This window comes from Arthrobacter sp. ZGTC412 (genome assembly GCF_002929215.1).
GTDB lineage: Bacteria > Actinomycetota > Actinomycetes > Actinomycetales > Micrococcaceae > Arthrobacter.
Genome location: NZ_PJII01000003.1, coordinates 113,832 through 140,192, shown reverse-complemented (window position 1 = coordinate 140,192; position 26,361 = coordinate 113,832). Strand labels below are relative to the sequence as shown.

Annotated in this window: 23 protein-coding genes and 1 pseudogene; 12 read left to right on the top strand and 12 right to left on the bottom strand. The window is 65.9% G+C overall.

The window, feature by feature from the left end; genetic code table 11:
- Nucleotides 1–7: 7 nt before the first annotated feature.
- The 3 genes from ppc (at nt 8) to CXQ88_RS05540 (ending at nt 5,486) form a co-directional block, all read left to right on the top strand.
- On the top strand, nt 8–2,830 hold the full coding sequence (gene ppc / locus CXQ88_RS05550; RefSeq protein WP_104043170.1) for a phosphoenolpyruvate carboxylase: 2,823 nt from the start codon (nt 8–10) through the stop codon (nt 2,828–2,830).
- 92 nt (nt 2,831–2,922) lie between these two features.
- Complete coding sequence (locus tag CXQ88_RS05545; protein ID WP_104043169.1) at nt 2,923–3,228, top strand: hypothetical protein; 306 nt, start codon at nt 2,923–2,925, stop codon at nt 3,226–3,228.
- Nucleotides 3,229–3,656: 428 nt separating this feature from the next.
- Complete coding sequence (locus CXQ88_RS05540) at nt 3,657–5,486, top strand: S8 family peptidase (RefSeq protein WP_146069166.1); 1,830 nt, start codon at nt 3,657–3,659, stop codon at nt 5,484–5,486.
- A 130-nt stretch (nt 5,487–5,616) separates the two neighbouring features.
- Here the strand turns inward: CXQ88_RS05540 and CXQ88_RS05535 are convergent, their stop codons facing one another.
- Nucleotides 5,617–6,237, bottom strand: a complete 621-nt coding sequence (locus tag CXQ88_RS05535) for a DedA family protein (protein WP_104043167.1) — start codon at nt 6,235–6,237, stop codon at nt 5,617–5,619.
- A 223-nt stretch (nt 6,238–6,460) separates the two neighbouring features.
- Between CXQ88_RS05535 and CXQ88_RS22240 the strand changes: the two genes are divergently transcribed.
- Nucleotides 6,461–6,595 carry a hypothetical protein gene (locus CXQ88_RS22240; RefSeq protein WP_258061699.1) on the top strand — a complete coding sequence of 45 codons (135 nt, stop codon included), beginning with the start codon at nt 6,461–6,463 and terminating at the stop codon, nt 6,593–6,595.
- Between the two features lie 4 nt (nt 6,596–6,599).
- On the opposite strand, the gene CXQ88_RS05530 is transcribed toward CXQ88_RS22240, so the two are convergent.
- The gene (locus CXQ88_RS05530) at nt 6,600–7,571 is read right to left on the bottom strand and encodes an RluA family pseudouridine synthase (RefSeq protein WP_104043166.1); all 972 of its coding nucleotides are present in this window, start codon (nt 7,569–7,571) and stop codon (nt 6,600–6,602) included.
- A 154-nt stretch (nt 7,572–7,725) separates the two neighbouring features.
- On the opposite strand from CXQ88_RS05530, the gene CXQ88_RS05525 reads away from it, so the two are divergent.
- Together CXQ88_RS05525 and CXQ88_RS05520 are read left to right on the top strand one after the other, a co-directional pair.
- A complete protein-coding gene (locus CXQ88_RS05525) occupies nt 7,726–8,364 on the top strand; it encodes a winged helix-turn-helix domain-containing protein (RefSeq protein ID WP_104043165.1) in 639 nt (212 codons plus the stop codon).
- The gene (locus CXQ88_RS05520; RefSeq protein ID WP_104043164.1) at nt 8,357–9,046 is read left to right on the top strand and encodes an SRPBCC family protein; all 690 of its coding nucleotides are present in this window, start codon (nt 8,357–8,359) and stop codon (nt 9,044–9,046) included. The genes CXQ88_RS05525 and CXQ88_RS05520 overlap by 8 nt, the downstream gene beginning before the upstream one ends.
- A gap of 130 nt (nt 9,047–9,176) precedes the next feature.
- Here CXQ88_RS05520 and CXQ88_RS05515 read toward each other — a convergent pair whose 3' ends face one another.
- Nucleotides 9,177–9,752: a TetR/AcrR family transcriptional regulator gene (locus tag CXQ88_RS05515; protein ID WP_258061698.1), complete on the bottom strand. Its 576-nt coding sequence runs from the start codon at nt 9,750–9,752 to the stop codon at nt 9,177–9,179.
- Between the two features lie 79 nt (nt 9,753–9,831).
- Between CXQ88_RS05515 and CXQ88_RS05510 the strand changes: the two genes are divergently transcribed.
- Complete coding sequence (locus CXQ88_RS05510; protein WP_104043163.1) at nt 9,832–10,338, top strand: DUF4188 domain-containing protein; 507 nt, start codon at nt 9,832–9,834, stop codon at nt 10,336–10,338.
- Here the strand turns inward: CXQ88_RS05510 and yczR are convergent.
- Nucleotides 10,328–11,863 (bottom strand): MocR-like transcription factor YczR, encoded by a 1,536-nt coding sequence (yczR, locus tag CXQ88_RS05505; RefSeq protein WP_104043162.1) that lies wholly within the window; start codon nt 11,861–11,863, stop codon nt 10,328–10,330. The two genes, CXQ88_RS05510 and yczR, sit on opposite strands and share 11 nt — an antisense overlap.
- A gap of 61 nt (nt 11,864–11,924) precedes the next feature.
- Between yczR and yczE the strand changes: the two genes are divergently transcribed.
- Nucleotides 11,925–12,575, top strand: coding sequence for a membrane protein YczE (yczE, locus tag CXQ88_RS05500; protein WP_258061697.1), 651 nt, complete (start codon nt 11,925–11,927; stop codon nt 12,573–12,575).
- A 61-nt stretch (nt 12,576–12,636) separates the two neighbouring features.
- On the opposite strand, the gene CXQ88_RS05495 is transcribed toward yczE, so the two are convergent.
- The 3 genes from CXQ88_RS05495 to CXQ88_RS05485 are packed head-to-tail and all read right to left on the bottom strand — an operon-like array spanning nt 12,637 to nt 20,166.
- A complete protein-coding gene (locus tag CXQ88_RS05495; RefSeq protein ID WP_104043161.1) occupies nt 12,637–13,467 on the bottom strand; it encodes an Fpg/Nei family DNA glycosylase in 831 nt (276 codons plus the stop codon).
- Nucleotides 13,460–18,583: an Lhr family ATP-dependent helicase gene (locus CXQ88_RS05490; RefSeq protein WP_104043160.1), complete on the bottom strand. Its 5,124-nt coding sequence runs from the start codon at nt 18,581–18,583 to the stop codon at nt 13,460–13,462. Before CXQ88_RS05490 ends, CXQ88_RS05495 begins: the two co-directional genes overlap by 8 nt.
- A 56-nt stretch (nt 18,584–18,639) precedes the next feature.
- Nucleotides 18,640–20,166 carry an FAD-dependent oxidoreductase gene (locus CXQ88_RS05485; RefSeq protein WP_104043159.1) on the bottom strand — a complete coding sequence of 509 codons (1,527 nt, stop codon included), beginning with the start codon at nt 20,164–20,166 and terminating at the stop codon, nt 18,640–18,642.
- Between the two features lie 181 nt (nt 20,167–20,347).
- Between CXQ88_RS05485 and CXQ88_RS05480 the strand changes: the two genes are divergently transcribed.
- On the top strand, nt 20,348–20,818 hold the full coding sequence (locus CXQ88_RS05480; RefSeq protein ID WP_219816300.1) for a DUF4383 domain-containing protein: 471 nt from the start codon (nt 20,348–20,350) through the stop codon (nt 20,816–20,818).
- A gap of 144 nt (nt 20,819–20,962) precedes the next feature.
- Here the strand turns inward: CXQ88_RS05480 and CXQ88_RS22585 are convergent.
- Nucleotides 20,963–21,313, bottom strand: a pseudogene (locus CXQ88_RS22585) (DUF4232 domain-containing protein); the annotation flags it as partial.
- 79 nt (nt 21,314–21,392) lie between these two features.
- Here CXQ88_RS22585 and CXQ88_RS22580 point away from each other — a divergent pair.
- A complete protein-coding gene (locus CXQ88_RS22580; RefSeq protein ID WP_306736459.1) occupies nt 21,393–21,641 on the top strand; it encodes a hypothetical protein in 249 nt (82 codons plus the stop codon).
- Nucleotides 21,642–21,753: 112 nt separating this feature from the next.
- Here the strand turns inward: CXQ88_RS22580 and CXQ88_RS05470 are convergent, their stop codons facing one another.
- From CXQ88_RS05470 to CXQ88_RS05460, 3 genes are all read right to left on the bottom strand, one after another.
- Nucleotides 21,754–22,506: a YcnI family copper-binding membrane protein gene (locus CXQ88_RS05470; RefSeq protein ID WP_104043157.1), complete on the bottom strand. Its 753-nt coding sequence runs from the start codon at nt 22,504–22,506 to the stop codon at nt 21,754–21,756.
- A 97-nt stretch (nt 22,507–22,603) separates the two neighbouring features.
- The gene (locus tag CXQ88_RS05465; protein WP_104043156.1) at nt 22,604–23,230 is read right to left on the bottom strand and encodes a hypothetical protein; all 627 of its coding nucleotides are present in this window, start codon (nt 23,228–23,230) and stop codon (nt 22,604–22,606) included.
- Nucleotides 23,231–23,379: 149 nt separating this feature from the next.
- A complete protein-coding gene (locus CXQ88_RS05460) occupies nt 23,380–24,453 on the bottom strand; it encodes an NAD(P)H-dependent flavin oxidoreductase (RefSeq protein WP_104043155.1) in 1,074 nt (357 codons plus the stop codon).
- A gap of 115 nt (nt 24,454–24,568) precedes the next feature.
- Between CXQ88_RS05460 and CXQ88_RS05455 the strand changes: the two genes are divergently transcribed.
- Nucleotides 24,569–24,913, top strand: a complete 345-nt coding sequence (locus CXQ88_RS05455) for a hypothetical protein (RefSeq protein ID WP_104043154.1) — start codon at nt 24,569–24,571, stop codon at nt 24,911–24,913.
- 63 nt (nt 24,914–24,976) lie between these two features.
- Nucleotides 24,977–25,279 carry a hypothetical protein gene (locus tag CXQ88_RS05450; RefSeq protein ID WP_258061696.1) on the top strand — a complete coding sequence of 101 codons (303 nt, stop codon included), beginning with the start codon at nt 24,977–24,979 and terminating at the stop codon, nt 25,277–25,279.
- 22 nt (nt 25,280–25,301) lie between these two features.
- On the opposite strand, the gene CXQ88_RS05445 is transcribed toward CXQ88_RS05450, so the two are convergent.
- The gene (locus CXQ88_RS05445) at nt 25,302–26,315 is read right to left on the bottom strand and encodes a LacI family DNA-binding transcriptional regulator (RefSeq protein WP_104043381.1); all 1,014 of its coding nucleotides are present in this window, start codon (nt 26,313–26,315) and stop codon (nt 25,302–25,304) included.
- Nucleotides 26,316–26,361: the final 46 nt, after the last annotated feature.

Genomic DNA, 26,361 nt, shown 5'->3' with positions numbered 1-26,361 from the left:
AGCTTCCATGGCTCACACTGCAGCACATCCCGAAACAGATCTTGCCTCCGAACTGAGGGCAGACGTCCGCCGCGTGTCCACCCTCCTGGGTGAATCCCTGGTCCGCCAGCACGGGCCGGAGCTCCTGGACCTCGTGGAGCAGGTCCGCCTCCTCACCAAGGAATCCAAGGAAGCAGCCCGCGGGGGTGCGGATGCCACCGGCCCGTGGAGCGCGCACGACGTCGTGGCCCAGGTCCGCGAACTCCTCGGCTCCCTGCCCATCGAGCAGGCCACCGACCTGGTCCGTGCCTTCGCCTTCTACTTCCACCTTGCCAACGCGGCCGAACAGGTCCACCGCGTGCGTGGCCTGCGGACCCGCGCGGAAAAGGACGGCTGGCTCGCAAAAACCGTCACGGAGATCGTTGAACAGGCCGGCTCCGGGGTGCTGCAGGAAGTAGTCAACGCCCTGGATGTCCGGCCCATTTTCACCGCCCACCCCACGGAGGCCTCGCGCCGCTCGGTGCTGGACAAGATCCGGAAACTTTCCGACGTCCTGGCCCAGCCCACCGCCGAGGGCAGCACGGCACGCCGCCGCCAGGACCGCCAGCTCGCCGAGATTATCGACCAGATGTGGCAGACGGACGAACTCCGCCAGGTCCGGCCCACACCGGTGGATGAAGCCCGGAACGCGATCTACTACCTGGGCGGCATCCTCACCGACGCCATGCCTGAAATGCTGACCGAGCTGTCAGAACTGCTGGGCGAACACGGCGTCAGCCTCGCGTCCCAGGACGCACCCATCCGCTTCGGTTCCTGGATTGGCGGCGACCGTGACGGCAACCCCAACGTCACCGCGGCAGTAACCCGGGAAATCCTGCAGATCCAGAACCAGCACGCTGTCCGGATCAGCATCGGCATGATGGACGAGCTGATCTCCATCCTCTCCAACTCCACCTCGCTCGCCGGCGCGGACGAGGCACTGCTGGATTCCATCGACGCCGACCTGAAGAAGCTGCCCGGCCTGGACCGGCGGGTGCTGGAGCTGAACGCCCAGGAGCCCTACCGCCTGAAGCTCACATGCATCAAGGCGAAGCTGATCAACACCGGCAAACGGGTAGCGGCAAACTCCAACCACGAGCACGGCCGGGACTACAGCGGAACCGACGAACTCCTGGCGGACCTCCAACTGCTGGAACTCTCGCTCCGCAACCACTCGGCGTCGCTGGCTGCCGACGGTGCCCTTGCCAGGGTCCGCCGCGCCGTCGCCTCCTTCGGCCTGCACCTTGCCACCCTGGACATCCGCGAACATGCGGACCACCACCACGACGCCGTGGGCCAGCTTATGGACCGAATCGGCGGGCCCGGGCTGCGGTACGCGGAACTGAGCCGCGAGGAACGCTTCGAAGTGCTCGGCTCCGAACTCGCGTCCCGCCGGCCGCTGTCCGGCCACCCGATCAAGCTCGACGGCGCCGCTGACGGCACGTACGACGTCTTCCGCGAGATCCGGCGTGCCCTGCGCGCCTACGGACCGGACGTCATCGAGACGTACATCATCTCCATGACCCGCGGCGCCGATGACGTACTGGCCGCCGCCGTGCTGGCGCGTGAAGCCGGCCTGGTGAACCTCTTCGGCGAAAAGCCGTACGCCAAGATCGGTTTCGCGCCGCTGCTGGAAACAGTGGAGGAGCTCCGCGCGTCCGCCGAGATCGTGGACCAGTTGCTGTCCGATCCCTCCTACCGCGAACTGGTGCGCCTTCGCGGCAACGTCCAGGAAGTCATGCTGGGCTACTCGGACTCCAATAAGGAATCCGGTGTGATGACCAGCCAGTGGGAAATCCACAAGACCCAGCGCAAGCTGCGGGACGTGGCCGCCAAGCATGGCGTGCGCGTGCGCCTCTTCCATGGCCGCGGCGGGTCCGTGGGCCGCGGCGGCGGACCCACCTACGACGCCATCCTGGCCCAGCCCAACGGCGTCCTGGAAGGCGAAATCAAGTTCACCGAGCAGGGCGAGGTCATCTCGGACAAGTACTCGCTGCCCGAGCTGGCCCGCGAAAACCTTGAGCTGTCCCTCGCTGCCGTTCTGCAGGGTTCCGCCCTGCACCGCGACCCGCGCACCTCTGCTGACCAGCGCGAACGGTACGGGCACGTGATGGAAACCATCTCCGACGCCGCTTTTGAGCAGTACCGGAACCTGATCGACGATCCCGACCTGCCCGCCTACTTCCTGGCCTCCACGCCGGTGGAACAGCTGGGTTCCCTGAACATCGGCTCCCGCCCGTCCAAGCGCCCGGATTCAGGCGCGGGGCTCGGCGGCCTGCGCGCCATCCCGTGGGTGTTCGGCTGGACCCAGTCCCGCCAGATCGTCCCCGGCTGGTTCGGCGTCGGGTCTGGCCTCAAGGCTGCCCGTGAGGCAGGGAACTCTGCGCAGCTGGTGGAGATGTGGGAAAACTGGCACTTCTTCCGGTCGGTGCTTTCCAACGTGGAGATGACCCTCGCCAAGACGGACATGGATATTGCCGGGTACTACGTGTCCACTCTGGTCCCCGGCGAGCTGCACCACATCTTCCGGGTCATCCGCGAGGAATACGACCTCACCGTGGCCGAGGTTCAGAACCTGACGGGGGAGAGGCTGCTCCTGGACGCCCAGCCCACGCTGAAGCGCTCACTCGAGATCCGCGACCAGTACCTGGACCCCATCAGCTACCTGCAGGTGGAGCTCCTCCGCCGCGTCCGCGCGGAAGCTGCAGGAAAGGCCGACGGCATCAGCGGGGCCGAGATCGACGAACGCCTCCAGCGGGCCATGCTGATCACCGTCAACGGCGTGGCCGCCGGCCTGCGAAACACCGGGTAAAGCCGCTGTTGCCCTATCACTTACGGTTCTCAAACGGCCCGGATGAGGACCATAAGTGATAGGGCAACGAGCGTCTGGGTAGGGTTGGGGGCATGCCCTCGTTCCAGACCCGCCTCAAGATCACTGGCCTGCGCCCCGGCACTCCGCCCGAAGCAGTAATGGATGCAGCGGTGGAGGCACTGGAAACACGCCACCATGTTGAGTCGAACCAGCTGCAGATCGCCGGCGGGGTGCCGCAGCTGAACCTCCGCTTCCTCGTGGAAGCCACGGAATACAGCGGTGAGAACCAGCAGGCGCTGGAGTCGGCAGCCATGATGCGCGACGCCGTCGAACGCGTTGCGCTGACCGGCTCGCTGATGGTGCTGCGGCGCAGCCGGGGCCGCTGGGCACCTGTCTAACCTGCTCCATGCCTCGTCCCGGCGCCCTGCCCATTGGTCTGGCCGGGGCGACCGGTGTAACCCCCGGTTGGTGTAGGTCCTGAGGTGGCTCCTCAACATAAGCCAAGGTTTGTCGCGTACAGCGCGCAAGATTTCCGCAGGAATAAGCATTGTGAACCCAATCCCGTTCTTGTAGCCAAAATCCGTGTCTACAGTTACTGGGGTCAGCTCGGCAAAGAGGCCTTGCTGGTCCCGCTCAGGGAATACGTATCCGGGCGGCGCTGAGGTGCACGGACACGAATTGAAGGCCGGGGGGGCAATCAGGATGAGTCTAGAGGAACGCCAAAAGACATTCACGACCACGCCCCGCACATCGCCCGTGACCACACCGAGGCTGCGTTGCGTGTTCACACGGCCTTCACTCCAAAGATCTCAGAACGGAAATTGCATTGAAAAAGTTTTCGTCCTATTCACCTTTAGCTGTTATTTCCATTTTCGCTGGATCGATAGCGCTATCTATAACCCCTGCTGTTGCTCATGCCCTTCCCGTAGTTAATGCTTGGCCATCCCAGAGTCTTTCCTATATTTCCACTCCGCCGGAAGGGGAGAAGAGGTACATTGTGCGGTACGCCAATGATGTGAATGCGGAAGCCGAGTCTGAGGCTTTGGAACAACAAGGAATTGAAGTAAAAGGGACTCTTTCCCACGCAATGAAAGCTTCAGTAGTTGTCGCGACACCTAAGGAGTTGGAGTCGCTGGAAAATTCAGAAGACGTGGCGTCCGTCGAACTTGACAGCCGTGCTTCGATTTCAAGTTCTACTTCTCTATGGGGGCTTGACCGAGTAGATCAACGATCTGGAAGAGACGGACAGTACAGCATCGGGGATGAAGGCGCCGGGGTGAACGTCTACGTTGTTGATACCGGGTTGTACCTCTCCCATTCAGAGTTTTCCGGCAGGGTTCCTGCAATGTGGAACGGAATCAATGATGGCAAAGGGGTTAATGACTGCAACGGTCATGGAACACATGTCGCCGGAAGCGCCGCTGGAACAACTTATGGCGTTGCCAGGAAAGCGAACATCATCCCCGTTCGAGCGCTTGAGTGCGACGGGAGTGGCTGGTCTTCAACCGTTATGGCGGGGATTGACTGGGCGATTTCACATCATTTTGCCGGCCAGCCAGCCGTCATGAACCTCAGCGTCGGCGGTTTTACCAATGCCTCATTTGAGGAAGCCGTTCACGGAGCCATAAATGATGGAATTACGGTGGTGGCAGCAGCAGGCAACTCCGGTGAGGATGCATGTGCTACTTACCCCGCCCGAGTTTCATCTGCCATTACAGTCGCAGCAACGGATATCAACGATGCTCTAGCTGCATGGTCCAACTACGGTTCCTGCGTTGATATTCAGGCTCCCGGAGTGTCCGTCAGGTCTGCGTGGAACAGCTCTCCTACCGGATACAACACTTTGGATGGCACCTCAATGGCTACTCCTCACGTTTCTGGTGCAGCTGCAATTCTGCTTTCCCGTTACCGTTCGCTGTCTCCAGCAGAAGTTCAACAGACAATAATCAATAACGCTACTGCGGGTTTAGTCAGCGCCAACAAGGGTGCAACTCCTAACAGATTGCTATTTGTACCCCCTCCCACTCCTGCCCTTCCCGCCTGCTCACAGCTGAAACTCGGCGATGCATGGTCTGGAGTAGGGACACATTGTGGGCTCCAAGGAACAGTAGCTTCTGTTCTCCCTCCCGCGGAAGCGACAGTAGCTGCAACTGAATCTCTTGCCCCCGCCGTAAGTGCCGTTGAAGCTCCTGCTCCTGTTTCTGCTCCCAGTCCCACTCCCTATGCTGATGATGCGGCGCCTGCGCCGGCGCCCGTCCCAGCGCCAGCACCTGTCCATGTTCCTGCCCCTGCGCAGGCTTACGATTCCTCTCACCAGGTTGCATCCACTTTCGCCCAATCCACATCCGATGCCGGCAACGCGGAGCAGGAAGTGTCGGTGGCTGCACCGGAAGTGCTTGCACCTATGGCGGTAGGGGACCATGTCAGCAACGAACCCGAAACGGCGCCGTCGGCAACAGCAGCTGCGGCCTCTGCCCCATCACCACGTGGTGCTTCGGCTATCGCTCCCGTCGGGGGCGCATTAGCAGACCCCATGGAGGGTAAGGCCGTTACTCAGGAGAACAACCCGATGTGGGCAGTCGCGGTCGGATCAGTTCTTTGTGCAGCGGCTTTTACATTTGGGATCAGGAGACTTAGATTCACTAGAGGCCGCTGACAATGCGACAGCGACTTCCCTTTGATCGCCACGGGTGGGCCGAATGCCATGTGTTCCGTGAAGCAGAAACAATCCGCTCCGCTGTACACACAACACACCACGCTGATTACAACGTCGCCGGGAATGACACCTAGGCCAACGGGGGCTCCGGCTCCTCAACCGGCGATCTGTTGCCGCGCCGCCGCGTCACAATGATGCCGACGACGACGCCGATCAGCAGTCCCAGCGCCACCCCGATCAGCGAGCTGGCCCAGAACGGCAGGCCGGTTGCCGAACCGGTGAAGTAGCCAAGGCCCACGAGCCAGCATGCCCAGAGCACCGCCCCGAGCCCCGCGCACAGGCTGAAGCCGCGGACCGAGACGTTGGCGATCCCGGCAGTGGCGGATGTGGCCAGCCGTCCGCCCGGGATGAACCTGGCTCCGATAATGGTTCCGTACGTGGACGAGCGGCCCGCTTTGGCAATCGCTTCGTGGATTCCGGAGTGCACGCGCCGGCCCCAGTTCCAACGGTCAAGGACGTGGCTCAGCCGCCGCCTGAACAGTTGGAACACCACAACATCGCCGAGCCAGGAGGCCAGGGCGGACAGGGCCAGCACCAGGAACACGTTGGCCCGGCCGTCGGCGGAAAGCGCACCGCCGGTGATCACCACCATCTCGGAAGGGACGGGCGGAAAGATGGCATCGCCGAGCACAATGGGGATGATCCAGAAATAGATGGCCGTCCCCCAGCTGTCAGCGCCGCCGAAGTCCATTGCCACAACGTACCGCAGATTCGGGTGGGTGGGACCGTGGGTCTGCCACGGAGTTGCCGCCCAGGCCCAGGCCCGGGACCGTTTGCCGGCAGGCCTCAGCGCCGGATGAAGTCGGACACGAGGTCGCTGAGCTGGTCCGAAGGCGGGACGCCGAGTTCGTCGTGAACCGGTCTGCAAACCGATTTTGCAGCTTCTCAACCGGACGCGGTCCCACGTCTCGAACGTGACCAGGGAAGTCCTCGATGTCCCCTGCGACCGGTCCCTGGTCTCCGGCGGTCCCCTGAACTATCAGGCCCTGCTGCCGGACACCCGGGAAGCCTGGCTGCACGCCTCCACCGCCGTCATACGCGGCCCCTGAACGGTCACCCGGTAAAGGAACCGGCGGCCTCGCTGAGCAGCAGGCGGCTGCGGTACTCCACCGGCTTCCCGGAGATGGGGTCCACAAACCGGATGCCGCGGGCAAGGAGTTGTAGGGGCTTGGTGTAGTCGTCCGGGGCCTTGTCCAGCAGCTCGGGGTAGAACGCGTCGTTAACGATCCCCAGCCCCAGGGACGCCATGTGCACCCGCAGCTGGTGGGTCTTTCCGGTGTGGGGTTCCAGCCTGTACAGAGCCCGCCGCTCCGGACTTCCGGAGGCCGCAGCGGCGGCGGAAGCACCGCCGTCGAACGTTTCCAGCCGCTCAATCCGCGTCTCCGCGTTTGGCTCGCCGTCGATCACCTCGGCCAACAGATAGCTGCGGGACTTGGTCATGCGGTTGCGCACCACCACCGGAAATTCGATGGCGGGATACCCCTGGGCGGGCTCTGCGGCGGAGACACACTCGTAGTCCTTCTGGACCTGGCGCTTTTCAAAGAGCACCTGGTACTTGCCGCGGGTGTCAGGATTTGTGGACAGCAGCAGGACGCCGGCCGTCATGCGGTCCAGCCGGTGCATGGGAATCAGGTCCGGCAGGTCCAGCTGGTTCCGCAGGCGCACCAGGGCGGATTCCTGGATGTAGGTGCCGCCCGGCGTGGTGGGCAGGAAGTGCGGCTTGTCCACCACCAGCAGGTGCTCGTCCTGGTGCAGGATGTCCAGCTCCACGGGAATGCGGGTTTCGGGAGGCAGCGTCCGGTAGTACCAAATGAAAGTGTGGTCCTGCAACGGAGTGGAGCGGCTCAGCGGTGCCCCGCCCTCGCCAACGATCTCGCCGGCGTCGAACCTGTCCTCGATGCCCTGCGGATCGATATGCCCCCAGCGGTGCATCATGTAGTCCATCGCCGTATCCCATGGGCCCTCCCCGGGAAGGCGCAGGCGGGTGGCGTTGACGCCGTCGCGCACGGGAAGGGGGGATTGCATCACCGGATAATTCTACGGGGTGGTTCCTGCATCGTTTCGACGGTTCCCGGCCAGCTTGACGTCCGCAAATATCGGGTGGGAGCTTAGCGTCAAAACGGTGCCGAAAGAAAAAAACTTCTTGACAATAAAAGTTGTCGGTAGGCACACTTGAAGCATGTTGGACATCGCAGTGATTGAGGACCCCGCTGCGGCGGAGGCGTCCCTGGATCCCATCCGCACGCGGATCCTGCAGGAGCTGTCCCGGCCCGCGTCGGCAACGCAGATCGCGGTCAAGGTGGGGCTGCCCCGGCAGAAGGTCAACTACCACCTCAAAGCGTTGGAGCGGCACGGCCTGGTGGAGTTGGTGGAGGAGCGGCGCAAGGGCAACGTGACCGAGCGGGTGCTCCAGGCCACCGCGGCCTCCTACCTGATCTCGCCGCAGGCACTGTCCTCGGTGTCCCCGGACCCGCGCCGGTTCGCCGACCGATTCTCGGCCTTTTGGCTGCTGGCGCTCGCCGGCCGCATGGTCCAGGAAGTGGGAAAACTGATTGCAGGCGCCGCGGCCGCGAAGCAAAAGCTGGCAACGTTCGCGATCGACGGCGAAATCACCTTCCGGACCGCGGCGGACCGCGCCGCCTTTGCCGAGGAACTTGGCGCCGCGGTTACGCAGTTGGTGGATAAGTACCACGACGGCGGCACCCGGGCAGGTGCCCCGCCGTCGGGCGGTGGACGGCGGCACCGCCTCGTGGTGGCGCTGCACCCCGTCCTCAAAACAACAACAACCCCCGCAAGCAAGGAGCAGGACAATGACTAACAACTGCAAATTCGAGATCGTCCACGACACTGAACTGCCGGCCACGCCGGAGCGGGTATGGGCGGCCGTCACCACCGGAACCCCCGCCTGGATGTTCCCCACCGACCAGTGGCCGGACGTCAAAACCGTCCAGGAGTACCCCACGCACCTGGTGTCCCGGATGGATGGTCCCGACGGCTGGTTCAACCAGCTGGAGCATGTCCTGGAGCCCATCGAGGGCGGCGCCCGCCTGCACTACGTGCACAGCGGCATCTTTGCGGACAACTGGGACCAGCAGTACGACGGCGCCAGCCGGCACACCGAGTTCTACCTCCACACCCTCGGCCAGTACCTGCAACACTTCGACGGCCGGCCGGTGATTTTCACGGACATCCAGGCGCCGGCAGCTTCGCAGGGCGCGGATGGCTTTGTTCAGCTGCGCAAGGCCCTTGGTGTTGAATCGACGGTGCAGGGTTCGCAGGTGGAGTTGGAGCTCGACGGCGTGGGGCGGCTCGCCGGGGAAGTGGATTTCTCCAATGAGCACTTCCTGGGGCTGCGGACCTCCTCCGCGCTCTATCGCTTCTTCGGACGCAACGCCTTCGGTGCGGCGGTGGGCATGACCGTTCACGATTTCAGTGGCGCGGGGGACTCCGATACCACCGCCACGGCGTGGGGCAACTTCTTGGAAAAGGCTTACGCGTAAGGCCCTCGACGGGCATCGGCGCGGCAATAAAACAGATCGACGCGCGAAATACCTGGCGCATTGGGTATACCGCTCGCGTCAGGCATTTTGCGTGTCGCGGGCGAATAGGCGCCTCGGAGGCGTGGCGAGGTCAGGCGGCCCAGCCGCGCGCGACGGCGTCGAGGGCCGAGCTGTAGGCGGCGGCCCAGTCGGCGTCGGGCGGGCCCACCTGGGCCAGCTCCAGGCTCACCAGGCCGTGCACCTGGCCCCAGATTGCGAAAGCGACCATCTCAATCGGCGCCGGCATCAGGGCGCCCTCCGATTGCGCGGCAGCGACGGCTTCCATGAGGGGTTCCATGGACCCAGCCGCGACCTCCGGGCTGGGCTGGCAGTCCACGTATGCCGCGAGCGCGCCGCCGAACATCAGCCGGTACAGTGCACGATGCTCCAGCGCCCACGCCCTGTAGGCGACGCCGAGTCCCCGAAGTCCTTCGTAGGCAGCAGCAGCCTGCGAGTCGCCGAAGGACCGGAACCCGTCATCCACCACCGCCGTCAGGAGCTGTGACTTCCCGCCGAACAGGGAGTAGACGGCTGTGGTGGAAGTCCCGGCCGCCGATGCCACATCCCGCAGCGTCACTTTGGCGGGCCCGTCCCGATCCACGAGCTCGGCCGTGACGCTCAGCAGTTGCTGCCTTAAGGAGTCGTTGTGCACCACAGGTCTTGCCATGGAACCCATTGTTTCATAACCTTGTTTTGTAACGTCGTTATGAAATGGCGTTGCCGAAATCGAGACCAAGGAGCTTCCTGTGGCGCAGAATGTTTTTTCTGGCCGGTACACCGCTGACCCGGGCCGGGACTCAGTCACCGTCTTCCTGATCGGCATGCGCGCAAACCGCTGGTGGAAGGCGGGGACGGTTGGCAGGGTGGCAGCTGCCATGCCACGGATGCTCCAGCACCTGGCGGACGACCCGGCATCGGGAATGCTGGGATATGAGCAGTGGTTCGGGCGGACCACCATGCTGCTCAGCTACTGGGAGAGTCCGGAGCACCTGCGGAAGTTTGCCGCGGACCGGGAATCGCCGCATCTGGAGCCCTGGCGCCGCTTTATGAAAGAAACCGCCGGGAGTGGCGACGTGGGCGTATGGCATGAGACCTACCAGGTGCCCGCGGGTGGAATCGAGGTCATCTACAACGGGATGCCCCTGTTTGGGCTGGCTAAAGCCACCGCCCATGTACCTGTCGGAGCCGGCACCAACACGGCAAAGCAGCGCCTGGGCAGGTCCGCCCGGCCGTCAACATCCGTCACGCAATAGCAACGGCGGGGGCGTCCCTAAGGGTCCGGCGGAGCTGCGGGGCGGCGTCGAGCCGGTCCTGAGCCGAACGCAGGGCAAGCACCGCCGTCTCCAGCTTCTCCGGCGGCAGCGTGAAGGGCACCCGGAGGTAGCGCTCGAAGGCGCCGCCGACCCCGAAGCGCGGCCCTGCAGCCAACCGGATCCCGAACTCGGGGGCGATCACCGTCAGCGCAGTGCTGATCGGGGCGGGCAGCCTGCACCAGGCAGACAGGCCGCCGGAGGGGTACGCCACCTCCCACTCCGGCAGGTGGCCGGCCAGCAGTTCCAGCAGGGCCGCCCGGCTGTCCCGGAGCGCGGTGAGGCGGGCCGGCAGTGGCTCATCCAGGGCCCGGACCAGGTGCGCCGCGGCCAGTTGCTCCATGACTGGTCCACCCAGATCCAGGGACGTCCGCGCCGCCGCGAACCGCTGGATGAGGTCTTCCGAGGCCCGGATCCACCCCGTCCGGAGGCCGCCCCAGTGGGACTTGCTGAGGGAGCCGACTGTCACCACTGCCGGACTAAAGGCCGCCACCGGAGTCGTCTCGACGCCGTCCAGGTTCAACTCCCGCAAGGTCTCGTCCACCACCAGTGTTGTTCCGGCCGCCGTTGCCGCCCTGACCAGGTGGCGCCGCTGAAGGTCGGGCATCACGTGGCCGGTGGGATTGTGGAAGTCCGGCACCACGTACGCGAGTCTGGGCCGCTGCTGCATCAGGGCGGCCTGCAGTGCCTCCAGATCCCACGCTGAAGCGGCCTGCCGGCCGCGGGCACCGTCGGTACCGGCTCCGGGGTTGCCCGTGAACGCCGCCGGGACGGCGCGGCAACCCGCTGCGCGGATGGCATCAAGGGCGTTCGGATAGCTCGGGTGCTCTACGAGGACCCGATCATGCCGGCCCACCAGGGCGCGGAGAATGATGTTCAGGGCGTGCTGTGCTCCGGACGTCACCAGGATCTGGTCCGCAGTAGTGGGTGCCCCGGCCGCCGTGTACCGGGCCGCCACTGCCTCCCGCAGGGGGAGCAGGCCGACGGCGTCATAGCCGAATCCCGGGAGCAATGCCGGAAGCTCGGTGAGGGCCGCCGCGAACGCGCGGTGCACTACCTCGCCGCTGGCGGGAAGTGACGCGTACGCGAGGTCGATCAATCCCTCCGGCGCTGCCAGTCCGGGTGCCGCCAGTCCCGGTCCTGCAAGCGCGGGACCAGGCGTCGGGCCGGTGAGTGCGGTGGTGCCGGCGGGCGTCGTGCGTGGAATTCGGGTCCGGCTCCTGCTGCCTTGGCCGCTGGTGAGGAACCCTTGTTCGCGCAGTAGGCCGTAGGCGGCCGTGACGGTAGTCCGGCTCACGCCAAGCAGTTCCGACAGGGCGCGCTCGCTGGGCAGGGCGGCATCCAGGGCCACCCGGCCATCCAGGACCAGGAGACGTACGACGTCGGCCAGCTTGCGGTAGGCGGGTGACGCACCGACGTTCCACGTGCCGAGGAGCCGGGCAAGAGCGGGCGCGCCAAGGGAAGTCATAAGGCCAGTATTTCAAACTGGCTATGTAATTCAAGGCCAGTTCTCTGCGAGAGTTGTTCCCATGTTGACCCGCAGACTCCTCCAGCTCTTCCTCGGCCTCGCCATGTACGGCATTTCCCTCGCCCTGTTTATCCGAGCCGGACTGGGCCTTGACCCGTGGGATGTCTTTCACCAGGGAGTGGCCGGCAGGACCGGGCTCAGCATTGGCGTGGTGGTCATCATCGTGAGCTTTCTAGTGCTGCTTCTGTGGATTCCGCTGCGGCAGCGGCCCGGCTTTGGCACGTTGTGCAACGCCGTGCTGGTGGGCGTCTTCGCGGACATCGGCCTTGCCCTGATCCCGACTTTCTCCCACCTGGGCGGCCAGATCGGCATGCTGGCCGGCGCGGTGCTGCTGAACGGGATTGCTTCCGCCTGCTATATCGGTGCACGGTTTGGCCCCGGCGCCCGCGACGGACTTATGACAGGGCTGGCAAGGCGCACCGGCTGGTCCGTCAGGTTGTCGCGAACCCTCATTGAAGTGGTGGTCCTGGCTGTCGGCTGGGTCCTGGGCGGCTCGGTGGGAGTGGGCACCGTTGTGTACGCTCTCGCTATTGGGCCCCTTGTGCAGCTGCTGCTTCCGGTGTTTATGGTGCCGGCTGCGCTTCCGGCCCGGCCTGACTCACAGGAGCACAACGCCGCCGCTGCGCCGGAACCGCTGGCCAGTAACGGCTAGCGCCGAACTTCCCGGGCAGGACCTGGTGCCCGGGACGCTGACCGCAGGATGCCGCACGACCCTAAGGCAGAAGCGGCTGGCACTTGGGACAAAAGTAGATGTCCCGTTCTTCATCGCCGTTCAACTTTCCCAGGGAGCCCCGCCGGATGGGTGTTCCGCATTTGAGGCAGGGCTGGTGCTCCCTGCGGTAGACCCAGTAGCCGGGGCGTCCGGCCATTCTCCCTACCGGCAAGCCTTTGGCGTTGAGGATGGTTACCCGGCGGCCGGGGCCGAGGTTGACCTCCAGCAGCTGCTTGGCATCAGTCATCATGGTCCGCACGTCCTGGATGGCCGACACCGGGGTTGCAGGGTGCACGCCGGAAAGGAAGCACGCCTCACAGCGGTAGATATTGCCGATCCCCGCGAGGTTGCGCTGGTCAAGGAGGGCGACACCAATGGGTACGTCCGGGGCAGCGCGGACCCGCCGCTCCGCTTCATCCAGATCCCAGTCCGGACCCAGGAGGTCCGGGCCAAGGAACCCCACGATGGAGTCCTCATTGGCCGTAGCCACCACTTCAACGATTCCCAGCGAGAACCCGACGGCGTCCGCTACGGGTGTGCGCAGCACGCACCGGGCCGTGTATCCCGGCTTCCGCCACCTGCCGCCCGGCGGGTAGACCTGCCAGGTTCCTTCCATTTTCAGGTGCGAGTGGATGGTGAGCTTTTTGTCCTCCGGACCCTCCACCCGCATGAGCAGGTGTTTGCCGCGGGCCAGAACTTCCGCCACGGTCCAGCCGGCCAGGTTCAGTGTGGCGAAGCGGGGCACGCGGAAATCGGACGCGGTGAGCTTCTGTCCCGCCAGGGCCTGGTGCAGTTGGCTAGCAGCCCGCCAGACCGAGTCCCCCTCAGGCACGGATCCTCAGTCCCTTCGGCGTGGAGTAGGCACCGGCGGAGCTGAGCGCAGCGGCAACAGGCGTGTCCAGGAGCCCGTGCCCGTTCACTTTCTCCATGATCAGCTTGTCGACAGCGCCGCGGGTCACCACACCCACCAGTGCCGCACCGGCTGCGGCGAGGATGGCGTCATCGTCGCTGAAGGCCAGCAGGGTTTTTCCGCCGCGCTCCACGTAGAGGACCAGTGCCCCGTCCACCAGCACCACCAATGCGCCCGCCTTCCGCCCGGGGCGGTGCCCGGTTCCGGCTTCGTCATGAAGGGCGGGCCAGGGGAGGGCAGCGCCGTAGGGGTTGGCGGGATCGGTGGCGGCCAAGGCGAGGGCGAGAGGTTCGGGCTTGGCGAGCTGGCTGTCCTCCGAGTACGAACGCAGCCGGTCAACGGTGGCGGGGACGGCGAACTGGGCTGCCCCAAGGTGCTCGATGAAGTAGCCGCGGCGGCAGCGGCCGGCTTCCTCGAGCCTGGCCAGGACTTTGTACATCAGGCCGAATCCGCCCAGGATCTGTTCTGCCATCACCGAGCCGCGGGTGACCACGCCGTAGCGGTCAAGCAGGAGCTCGGCGGTGGCCCGGGCATGGATGGTGGGATCCAGTTCGGGCTGCGGGAGGGCGGACCAGCGGCCTGCCGCCATGGGAGGCGTGGCCGTGCCCGCTGACGTTCCGTAGCGTCCGCTGCCCCCTCCAGCAGAGCCCAACAACCCGGTTCCGTGGGAGCGGCCCAACCGGCTCAGGCGCGGAGCCCTTGCCCGGGGAGCGCGGGCAACCTGGCGGTGTGCTGTGTGCCCGCCGGCGATCAGGGCCCGGACAGGCGCGAACGTATCACCGGTGATGCGGCCTGCCCACGCCAGGTCCCACAACGTGGTGACAACCTCCTGGTCACTAAGAACCGAGTCCATTCCGCCGGCCACCTCGGTCAGTTGCCGGAAAAAGTAGCCTCCGCCGTTGTTGCGAAGGTGGTCCAGGAGCCGCAGCTGGGCGTCACCCGGCTCGTAGTCCATGGCCGGATTCAGCGTCAGCTCGGCGGAATCGGCCAAATGCAGGCTGATCCAGCCGTCATTTCCGGGCAGTGCTCCTGCTCCGGACCACAGGACCTCGCCGGTGGCCATGAGTTCATCAAGCATGGCTGGCTGATAATTGGAGACGCGGCTGGCCAGGATCAGGGGCTCCCAGGCCGAGGCAGGAACCGGAACACCGGAGAGCTGGTCGATGGCCGTGATGATGCCGTCCAACCCGCGCAGCGCGGGCTGGCCGCGGTCCGCGCCCGGGGTGCGGACGTGCTGCCACGCCGGCAGGAAGCGGCCGTAGGCGGACGCGTCCACAGGTTCCACCTCTGCCCGCAGCGCTGCCAGCGACCGACGGCGCAGCTTGCGGAGGACCTCGGCATCGCACCACTCACTGACCGTGGCAGGGCGCAGCGCTTCCGTGGGTTCTGCCGGTTCCCCCGCCGGTGCCTGCGCCGGGGATTCCAGGCCATCCCTGGAAGTGGTGACGGCGGCAGTGCTTCCGTTGTCAGCCGCACTTGTATGGGGCCGGAATTCGCCTTCCACCACCCGTCCATCCGCTGCCAGGCGCTTCAGGGCTGTGCTTACCACTGCCACGCCCAGGCCAAGCCGGGCAGCTGCTTCGGCCGCGGTGAAGGGCCCGTGGGTGCGGGCATAGCGGGATACGAGGTCACCAAGGGGATCCGCAACGGGCTCGATAAACGCGAGCGGGACGCCCATGGGTAGGGGTACGCCGATGGCATCGCGGAGCCGCGCGGCGTCCTCGACCGCTGCAAAACGCTCAACGCCGCCAATGTTGACTCTGATGGCCCGGTTGGCGCGCTGCAGCGCCAGCAGGTGCCCGGTGGCGGACTCGGTGCTGGCAGGCGCCATCTCGCGTACCGGCGGCTGGCCGGCTACGTCCGCCGCGAGCTCGGCGTCTGTTGGTTCTCCAACGGGCACTTCCGTGGCCATCGGTGCTTCTACAACCGGCGCCTCTGCAGGGGGTGCCGCGGCCTGTGATTCCGGGGCTGCGGCTTCCTCACTTTGGAGCCTTGCTGCCGCTTCCTCCGGCGCCAGCGGACCAAGGAGCCGGAGCAGGTCCGCGACGCCCTCCACCCCTCGCGCACGCCGGTCCGGTGCCAGGCGCTGAAGCTCCCGTTCGGTGGCGTCGATGACCTTGGCGTCGAGCAGTTCGCGCAGCTCAACGCGGCCCAGCAGTTCGTTGAGGAGGGTGGAATCGAGGGCCAGGGCAGCGGCCCGGCGCTCTGCCAGGGGTGAGTCACCCTCGTAGAGGAACTGTGCAACGTATCCGAACAGGAGTGACTTCGCGAACGGCGAAGGCTGCGAGGTGGTGGTCTCCACGATCCGCAGCTCGCGCCGCTCCACGGACGCGGCGATGTCCTTCAGCGCCGGGAGATCGTAAACGTCCTGCAGGCACTCCCTAACCGTTTCCAGCACGATGGGGAACGTGGGGTACTTCCGCGCTACGTCCAGCAACTGGGCGGACCGCTGCCGCTGCTGCCACAGCGGCTGCCGCTTGCCGGGAGTTTGCCGCGGCAGCAGCAGGGCACGGGCGGCACATTCACGGAAGCGTGAGGCGAAGAGCGCGCTGCCGCCTACTTCAGCCGTGACGATCTGTTCCAGTTCCTCGGGATCGAACAGGAACAGTTCGGCTCCCGGCGGTTCATCCTCCATCATGGGCACACGCAGCACAATGCCGTCGTCGGCGGCCATGGCGGAGCCGTCCATGCCGTACCGCTGGTGGAGCCGCTGGCCCACTGCAAGCGCCCAGGGTGCGTGCACGGGCATTCCGAAGGGGCTGTGGAGGATCACCCGCCAGTCGCCCAGTTCGTCGTGGAAACGCTCCACCACCAGCGTGGTGTCACTGGGCACCACCTCAGTGGACTGTTTCTGTTCACTGAGATACTGGATCAGGTTGTTGGCCGCGAAGGCGTCCAGGCCGCTGGCCTGGCAGCGCTCGGTGGCGGGCCCGACGTCGGACGCTGACAGTTCGCGCACGAACGCACCCAGGGCGCGGCCCAGGTCCACGGGACGGCCCAGCGAATCGCCTTTCCAGAACGGCAGCTTGCCGGGCTGGCCAAAAGCGGGGGAGACCAGCACGCGGTCGTGGGTGATGTCCTCGATTTTCCAACTGGTGGCGCCGAGGGCAAAGACGTCGCCCACACGCGATTCGTACACCATTTCCTCGTCCAGCTCGCCCACCCGCCGGCCGCCCTTGGGTGCGGGCGAAGGCTTGCCATCAGTGGAGGGCGACGCCGATCCCTCAACCTCGGTGCCGATGATGTAGACGCCGAAGAGCCCGCGGTCCGGAATGGTGCCGCCTGAGGTGACGGCGAGGCGCTGGGCCCCGGGCCTGCCTTCAATGGTGCCCGCGTTGCGGTCCCAGACGATTCGGGGACGAAGCTCGGCGAATTCGTCGGATGGGTAGCGGCCGGCGAGCAGGTCCAGGGTCGCCTCGAATGCTGACCGGGGGAGGGACGCGAACGGGGCCGAGCGGCGGACGGTGGCAAACCATTCCTCAACATCGATGCTGCCCAGCGCCGTGGCGGCCACGGTCTGCTGCGCCAGGATGTCCAAGGGGTTGGCCGGGATGCTGAGGCGCTCGATCTTCCCGCCCAGCATCCGTTCCACGGTGATGGCTGTGTGCACCAGGTCTGCCCGGTGCTTCGGGAAGAGGACGCCTTGGGATACTTCCCCCACTTGGTGGCCGGCGCGGCCCACCCGCTGCAGGCCGCTGGCTACCGACGGCGGCGATTCCACCTGCACCACCAGGTCCACCGCGCCCATGTCGATGCCAAGTTCCAGTGACGATGTGGCCACCACGCACCGCAGCCGGCCTGATTTGAGGTCGTCCTCAATCAGGGCGCGCTGGTCCTTGGAAACGGATCCGTGGTGGGCGCGGGCCAGCACCGGGTCTGCCCCGGCGGAGGTTCCCGCCTGGGCCATCATGTGCGCGGGTGTGGCTGTAGATACCGGCGCTCCGGCCGTTGCGTTGAAGGCCGCCGGCCCGGCCGGGACAGGATCGTCCCAGCCTCCGCCTTCCGCCATCAGCTGCCGTTCCACGTATATCTCGTTGAGGCGTGCCGTGAGCCGTTCGGACAAGCGGCGGGAGTTCGCAAAAACGATGGTGGACTGGTTGGCCAGCACCAGGTCAACGATCTTTTCCTCCACGTGCGGCCAGATCGATGCCTGGGGCTGCAGGCCGGAGGCCGGGCCGGAGTCGAACGCGCCCGCAGCCGCCTGGAGGTCGGACATGTCCTCCACCGGCACGGAAACGGTGAGGTCCCAGTTCTTTTTCGCCGGCGGGGCAACGATTTCCACCGGCGCGGTGCCCGCCAGGAACTGCGCAACGAGTTCCCTGGGTTCCACGGTGGCCGATAGCCCGATCCGCTGGGCCGGTTTGGGCAGCAGGGCATCGAGCCGCTCAAGGGAGACAGCGAGATGGGCTCCACGTTTGGTCCCGGCGACGGCGTGGACCTCATCGATGATGATGGTGTCCACCTCGGTGAGGGTTTCGCGGGCCTTGGATGTGAGCATCAGGAAGAGCGATTCCGGTGTGGTGATCAGGATGTCCGGCGGACTGCTCAGCAGTGCGCGGCGGTCCGCCGTCGTGGTGTCCCCGGACCTGACACCCACCGTGGTCAACGGCGCCGGCAACCCGAGTCGCTTGGCGGTCTGGGTGATGCCGATGAGCGGGGAGCGGAGGTTTCGCTCCACGTCCACGCCGAGGGCTTTCAGGGGCGAGATGTACAGGACGCGGGTCTTGCGTTTGGGTGCGCGGGCGCGCTTGCCTTTTGCCGGCGCCTCCGCCGTTGGCGTCCCGGAAGCAGCCGTCGAGGAGGAACCGAGCAGCCGGTCCAGCGCCCATAGGAACGCGGCGAGGGTCTTGCCCGAGCCGGTGGGAGCCACTACCAGCGCGTGCGACCCCGAGGAGATGGCCTGCCAGGCGCCGTTCTGCGCCGGCGTCGGCTCTGAAAAGGCGCCGAGGAACCAGTCGCGTGTTGGCCTGCTGAACTGGGCCATGGGAGCCCGCACGCCGTTGTCCCGGCCGCCGGCGGTGGGCTGTTCCTGCTTCATGCCTCCATCATGCCCCAGGCCACCGACAGTGGTGCCAGCCTTCCCCTTGCCTTGGCTCAAGCCTTTCCTGCGGCGGGAAGGTCCCTGGTGGCCGGACCTTCAAGGCGTTTTCCTTCGCTGTCGAAGCGGGAGCCGTGCAGGGGGCAGTCCCACGTCAGCTCACTGTCATTCCAGTGCAGAATTCCGCCCAGGTGGGTGCAAACGGCCGAAAGTTTGCAGGTGGTGCCGTCGACAGTGGAGACGGCCACCGGTTTTGATCCCTCACGGTAGACCCTGCCCTGGCCTTCGGCCGGAACCACCGGGGCAGCTTCCGGCGCCGGCTCCTTCCTCTCTTTTCGCAGGCCCTCGGCGGCGACCTGCCCCCAGCCGGAAGCAAGCTTGGCTGCCACTCCGGCATTAAGCGCGACGGCGGAGAAGGCACCGGAGGGTGAGGTGACCCGGTGGTGGATAGTGTTTGCCCACGGCACGTTCCCGCCCAGGATGTCAGCCGAAATGCCCACGGCGGCAGCCACGGCGTTCGTCATGCCCCACTTGTTGTAGCCCGTGCCGAAGTAGATGTGGCCCTTGCCCCGCGGGAACTTCCCGAAGAAGGGCATGAGGTTGGTGGGCATGTAGTCCTGCGCGGACCAGGTGTGGGTGGCTACCGCGCCGGGGTAGTGCTGCACAGCCCAGTCGAGGAGGCTTCCGAGATGGTGCTTCTCGGACCGTGCGCGGCCCACGTGGTGTCCGTGCCCGCCCACCAGGAGCAGTCGGTGGCCGTCCACCTCGTAGTCGCGCAGTGAATGTGTGGGCTGTTCAACCGAGAGGTACATACCTGGGGGAGGAACCTGGTCCTCCTGAAGCTGTAATGCCGCCGCATAGGAACGGCTGGGCTTCAGCTTGGCGAAGTAGAGTCCGCGGTCCAGCACCGGAATGCCGGTAGCGAGTACCACTTCGTTGGCGGTGACGGTGCCCCGGTCTGTGTGAACAGTGGCAGGGCTGGAGCCGGTGACGTCCTGCAGCCGTACGCCACCCACAATCGAGCCGCCGCGGCCGCGGATGTCCGACACCAGGGTGTCCAGCACCTCCACGGGGTTGATCTGCGCCTGGTCCGCGAGGCGTACGGCGCCGTGGACGGGAAACGGCAGCCCGGGGTCGCGCACGTATTCCATGTCCAGTCCTGCGGTGGTGCCGGCACTGACCTCTTCACGGAGCTTTTCCGTCCCCTGCGCGGACGCCGCATACGTAAAAGCGTCCCGGGTCTGGAAGGCCACCTTGTGTTCCTCGAGGTACCGCAGCAGCCACGCCTGGCCTTCGCGGTTGGCATCCACGTACGCCTGCACCTGCTTCTGCGAGTACTGGCGGGCCAGCTGTGACAGGAAGGTGCCCTGCAGCAGTGTCACTTTGGCGGTGGTGTTCCCGGTGGTTACCGCACCGGGATGGCGGGCCTCCAGCACCAGGACGTTTTGCCCCGAACGGGCCAGCAGGAGTGCGGTCACCAGGCCGGTGAGTCCGGCGCCTGCCACCACGGTGTCATAGCTGCTTCCGGGCTCGAACGGATCTGACGTGAAAGTCTTCGCGCGATCCAACCAAATCGACGTCATCCCTGCTCAGCCTGCCTTTTGGTCCATGCCCTTGCGGGCCATTTGTGATGGGTCTGTTATAGATCCTGATCTATGCGTGGCGTAGTTGCTAAGTATACTTATGATGTCGGTGTTTAAGTCTATGGTTCAGGCGCGACCCGGCAGCCAGATGTGAACGTTTACGACAACAGCAGGAGTAATCATGACAAGCATGAGTTCCGACGGTCGCACCGGAGGCCGGACAAACATCCAAAAAGCTGCCCTTGCCGTGGGCGCAGTGTTCCTTCTGGTGGGCGTCCTGGGCTTCATCCCGGGCATCACCTCCAACTACGAGACCATGGGCTTCGCGGGGCATGAATCCAAGGCCCTGCTCCTGGGGATCTTCCAGGTGTCAATTCTGCACAACATCGTCCACCTCCTGTTTGGGGCGGCCGGCATCGCCATGGCCCGTAGCGCTGCACAGTCAAGGAACTACCTGCTCGTTGGTGGCGCCATCTACCTGGTCCTCTGGCTTTACGGCCTGCTGATCGGACTCGACACGGCCGCGAACTTCGTCCCGGTTAACACCGCAGACAACTGGCTGCACTTTGTCCTCGGGGTTGGCATGATCGGCCTGGGCGTTGCCCTTTCCCGCGGCACCGCCCGCGCCGGACGCACCACCACCGCACACTAGATACCTCAACAAACGCCCCAGCGGGCGGAGCCAACTGCAGGCGGCCCGGCACCTTGCCGGGCCGCCTGCAGTTATCTGTGCACTTATCGGGGCACCGATTCGCCGGGGAAAGCAGGGAAGTAGAGCGGGACAGCGGGAATGCCTTTACGCGGGCTGGAAGGCCCCAATAGTCAGCAGGGTGATATCGGCGTTGCTGCAGGCCTTCGTCGGCTGGGGAAGGAACAGGGATGCTGTGTCCTCCGGCGGGTAGATCCGGTAGCCGGCGGCATCCACGATGGTGCAGTCGGGGTAGTTCCCGGCCTGTGTATAGCGCAGGACTGCCGAGCCCGTCTGGCCGGGGGCCAGCAGGACGGTAACGGGTGCCGTGGCTTCGTCACGGGTGGCCGGTGCGCCGATGGGGGCGCCTGCAGCATCAGCGGCGAGGGACACCCCTGCAAAACCCCGAAGGACGCAGGCTTCAGTGCCCGTGTTGGTGAGGTTGAGCTTCATATAAACGCTCCCCGCTGCTCCGCCGCCTGACGCATCCGTTGCGGCGGAGAGTCCCGCCGCCTTGCAGAGGGCCGGTGCCCCGGTTTTGGCTAGAGCCGGCGCCGGTGCGGACGGCGTTTCCGACGACGTCCCTGACGCTGACGACGTCCCTGGCGCCGACGGCGTCCCTGACGCAGCCGGCGGTGCGGACGGTGCGTCGGGGCTCGCCGAGTTGGCGCCCGGCGCCGTCGCCGTCGTCCCCTGCGATTGCGCTGCGCTAGGGCCGCACCCGCTAAGCATCAGTGCAGCCGCCGCGGCCGCCGTCGTCATAACCAACCCATGTGAAATTCGCTGAGACCTCATGGCACCACCTTGGCGGCAGTGTGGGGCCGCGTCAATGATGCCAGCACGCAGCCGAGCGTTTTGATGCCCGGATCGTGATGATCCGGGTATCAATAGCGTTTCTCCTACTTGCCCGATGCCCCGGCTGCGCTGCGGCGCGAACCGCTGCGCAGGAAGGCTGCGCCGCCAAGCACCAGGCCGCCGATGCCCGCTGCCAGCCCCGACCAGCTGCGGACGTCGGCCCCGCTGTCCGTTGCTGACGCCTGCTCGGTGGCGGGGCTTTCAGCGGTGTGCGATGTTGCCGCGGCCTCGCCATGTCCATCGGGGCCGGCAGCTGGGGTGATCGTGATGGACGGCGCAGGTGCCTCCAGCGAGTGTGGGTCCTGGCCGTCCTTGGCGATCTCCGACCAGTCCGTCTGCCCGGTCTCGCAGCTCTGGAGGGTGGGGAAGTACAGCGTGGTGCCGGCTGCATCAGGAAGTTTTACGGAGAGCACCAGTGCATCCCGCAGCTCGTGGGCCAGAGGTGCCTTTGCGGTGTAGACGATCTGGCTGGTCCGCTTGGTGATGGACGTTCCGTCGGCGAGTTTCTTTGGCTCGGCGAGCTGCTCGGTAACCTTCTCCACCGTCCAGTTGGGGTTGACTGTGGGCTGTGCGTCGTTCAGTTCCTGCGGCAGGGTGATGGCAACCTTCGTGGTGCTGGAGGTATCGCAGCCGTGCGGAATGCCGAAGGTGAGCAGGGCGTGGGAGTTGGCGGCGGTTTTGTCCGGCGTCACCCCGACATGTGCCGAGGCTCCACCCGCGGCGGTGAGCAGCAGGGCTGCGGCGCCACCGGTGACGGCGGCAGTTTGGAGGGTACGGCGAAGAGCTGAGGTGTTCATGGATTTGCCTTTCTGGCGTGCTCACCGTTGGGCCGGAGCGTGGCCGGGAGCACCAAAATCTGATGTGCTGCCGCCTGCAGGAGGTGCGGCGGCGGTTCTAGCAGGGAAGTACGACGGCGGAAGGCGGGCCGCGCCGGCTGTCTTGCCGGAGGTTTCGCCAGGGACGCAGCGGCGCTGCGAAGGTGGGGAAGCCGGCCAGAGTTGGCGGAACAGTGGCGGGCGCCACCGCGCGGGGCAGCGCGGCCAGGGGCCGGAGCCAGGCGGCGAGTGCCCACAGGGCCGCTTCACCCTTGGCGAGCAGGATCGCGCAGCCCAGTGTGGCCAGGGCGTGCGCGGCCAGCATCAGGGGCCCGGACGCAGCGTCCGCTCCGTGGAGTTGGGCGGCGGCGGGAGCCAGGATTTCGGCGCCGGCAAGGTGGGCTTCATGGGGGGCAGCCGTAGTTGGTGCTGCCCCGACGGCGGCCGGGCCGAAGGCGGTAAACAGTTTGTGCAGGGCCAGTTGACCACCGCCCAGCAGGGCGGCCATTGCCGGAAAGCCCAGCCGCAGGCGTGTGGCGGTGGTGCTGCCGAGGGCGGTCAGTGCCAGGACTGCCAGCAGGATGGCCGGAGCCGGGAGCTCTCCGCCGCCGGCAAGGTGTGCTCCGGCGGCGAGGGTCAGGATGACTGTGGCCACGGCGGACGAGCGGAGGAAATGGAAGGGCGTCCGCTGACGGTGCGCGCGCACAGCTTCTCCCTTCCCGGTGACCGGACCGGCGCGGGTGTGCGGCGCCGGTCAGATGATAGTCGTTCAGATTCTATCGGTGATCCCTTGCCGGCCCCGTGCCGGCGGCGGGTGCCGGGCCAGCGTTACGTAGACGGCGAGCAGTATGACAGTTAGTGGGTACCGGCCAGCAACTCGGCAAGGACTTCCGCTGCGGTGTCGTACCGCAGCAACGGCGCGGACTGCCCGGCCCACAGGGACATCAGTTCCGTGTTTTCCCTTTTGGCTGCCTCTGGCCGGAAGCGGCCGGTCAGCCAGTTCTGTACCGGGAAGGGGGCAACAGTGCCGCCCTCTTCAAGCTCGGCAATGATGCGGTTGGGAATGCCACGGGCCAACCGGCCGCTCAGGGCCCGGGTCAACACCGTCTGTGCGGCGGCGGTGCTGCGCAGTACGTTCCGGTAGGCGGGCACGGCGGCTGACTCCCGGGTGGCCAGGAACGCCGTTCCCACCTGCACGGCCTCAGCGCCCAGAACCATGGCCGCCGCGAAGCCGCGGCGGTCGGCTACTCCACCGGCGGCGATCACTGGAATGGAAACGGCATCGGCCACCTGGGGGACCAAGGCGAACGTTCCAACGAGTGACTCCTCCGCGGGCTTCAGGAAGGACACCCGGTGGCCGCCGGACTCCATTCCGCTGGCTACCACGGCATCGACGCCGCCTGCCTCCAGCGCCACGGCTTCTGCAACGGTGGTGGCCGTGCCGACGACCTTGACGCCGCGGCGGTGCGCTTCTTCCACAACGGCCGGGGCAGGCACGCCAAAGACAAAGCTCACGACGGCAGGGCGCGCCTCCAGCGCCGCTTCCACCTGTTCGCCGAAGTCCGGCATGTACCGCGCGGGCATGTCCGGAAGGGGAATGCCCAGTTCCTCGAAGTAGGGCTTCAGGGCACTGGCGCAGCGGTCGAACTCTTCTTGCGGCAGGACTGTAGTTTCACTGCCGTTGGGCACCCAGAGGTTCAGGGCGAAGGGCTTCGCGGTGGCGGTGTGAAGCTCGGCTGCGGTCTTGCGGATGGCGCCGCCGTCATACCCGTACAGGCCGTAGGAACCCAGCCCGCCGCCGTCGCTCACTGCTGCGGTGAGCTGTACGGAAGAGACGCCGCCGAACGGGCCAAGAACCACGGGAACGTCGATCCCGAAGAGCTCCAGGACCCTGCTGGCGGAGGCGGAAGGGCGGGGGTGGGTGGTCATGGCAGCTCCCGATGGCTCGTGTGGTTGGGCTCGAACCCAGTCTTGCACTATGTACCGTCCCAAGAGGGCGACGCTAGACTGCTGGCGTAGATGTCGGCGACCTTGAGGAGTAGATATGGAATACACCCGCAGTCAGCAGGAAAAGGCCGTTACCGCCGGTGACCTTGGCCGTAGCCATGTCGGCCAGACCATTAGCTTCCAGCCGAACGAGTTCACCGTTGTTTTCGGCAAGATCGCTGGAATCGCCCGTACGGAGGCCATGGTTTACCTGTCCCTGGACGGAGTGGGGAACGGCACGCACCTGAAGGATGAATACGACCTGCCGCTCACGCATGAGGTCTACCTGCCGGTGGATGTCCTCACCAACGCCGAATCAACCATCAAGGATCTGTTCGGCAAGGTCCAGGAGAACCTGCGCGGGTCCGGCCATAAGGGCGAAGACCAGACGGACCGGCTCTAGCGGAACCTGTTGCTTCGAAGCCCCAGCGGCAGCTGCCGCTGGGGCTTCTTTGTCCGTGTTCCGATGCAGTACCTCGCCCTGTTCGGTGTGGACAAGGATGATTCCGGCGTGGCCAGCGCGCTGGTCAATGCCTCGCAGCAGGTTGGCGGATCGCTGGGCATCGCGCTCTTCAGCACCATCCCGGCCTCAGCTACAGCTGCGGCCGGGGGAGCGGTACTGGCTGCGCTGTCGGCCGGCTACTCCCTGGTTTTCCTCTGGGGCGCCGGTGTTGCCATCCTGATCGTTCCGATTGCCCTGCTGCTGATAGACATCAACCGCAAGACCTTCAGCGGTGCAGCGGCCGACACCCCGGCGGTCCCCCTCTAGGCGCACAACGGGAGCCAAGCGGTCAGGAGTTCCGCGCGGAGGCCGTGGAACTCCTGACCGTCAGATGCGTGGGCATCACCGAACGGTTGCGGATGCCGCCGCCGGCGAGCGGGTTGAGCTGGGCCAACAACATGGACACAGCGACCCGGCCGGCCTGCTCGATCGGTGAAGCCATGGTGGTCAGCGGGGGGTTGCAGAAGTCCGCTCCAAAGATGTCGTCGCACCCCACGATGCTCATCTCCTCCGGCACGCGGATCCCGCGTTCGCGCAAACGCTGGAGCATGCCGATGGCAATGAGGTCATTAAAGGCAATGCAAGCTGTCACGCCGCTGTGCACAGCCGCGTCTGCTGCGGCTGCACCGGATTGTGTCTTCGGCGCAAAGGGGCCGAGGCTGCGCACCTCGACGCCACGGTCCTGGGCCGCCTCCGTCAGAGCAGCCCAACGCCGTTCGCTGGACTGGGACGTCAAAGGCCCCGCAATGTAGGCAACCCGGGAATGCCCCAGCGAAATCAGGTGGTCAAGCGCCTGGCTGGTAGCGGACGGTGTGTCAATGATAACCGCGGGGACACCTGCAACATCACGGTTGATGGTCACCATGGGGATCCTGGCGGCCGCGGCCAGCAGCGACTCATCGCTGAGCCGGGACGCGGCGACGATGATTCCGTCAGCGCTCTTGCGCAGCTGCTCCAGGGTGGAGGCCTCCACCTCGTCGGACTCTTCCGTGTCCACGAGCAGCTGCGTGTAGCCGGCCGCCTTGAGCTGCAGCTGGGTGCCCCGGATGAGGTCAAAATAGAAGGGGTTGGTGATGTCAGGCACCAGAACGCCGACGGCGCCGGTGCGGCCGGAGCTCAGCGCCTTCGCTTGGCTGTTCGGCGTGTAGTTCAACTCGGCGGCCGCTGCTTCGATGCGGGCGCGGGTGCGGATGTTGACCCGCTCCGGAGTGGAGAGTGCCCGGGACACGGTGGAAGCGGCCACCCCGCACATGGCGGCGATGTCGTGGATGGTGGCAGGACGGTCTGTTCCGGCCGCTTGCATCGCCATGGCGCTCCTCAGTGAACGGGATGACAGGAGGCATTTGTGA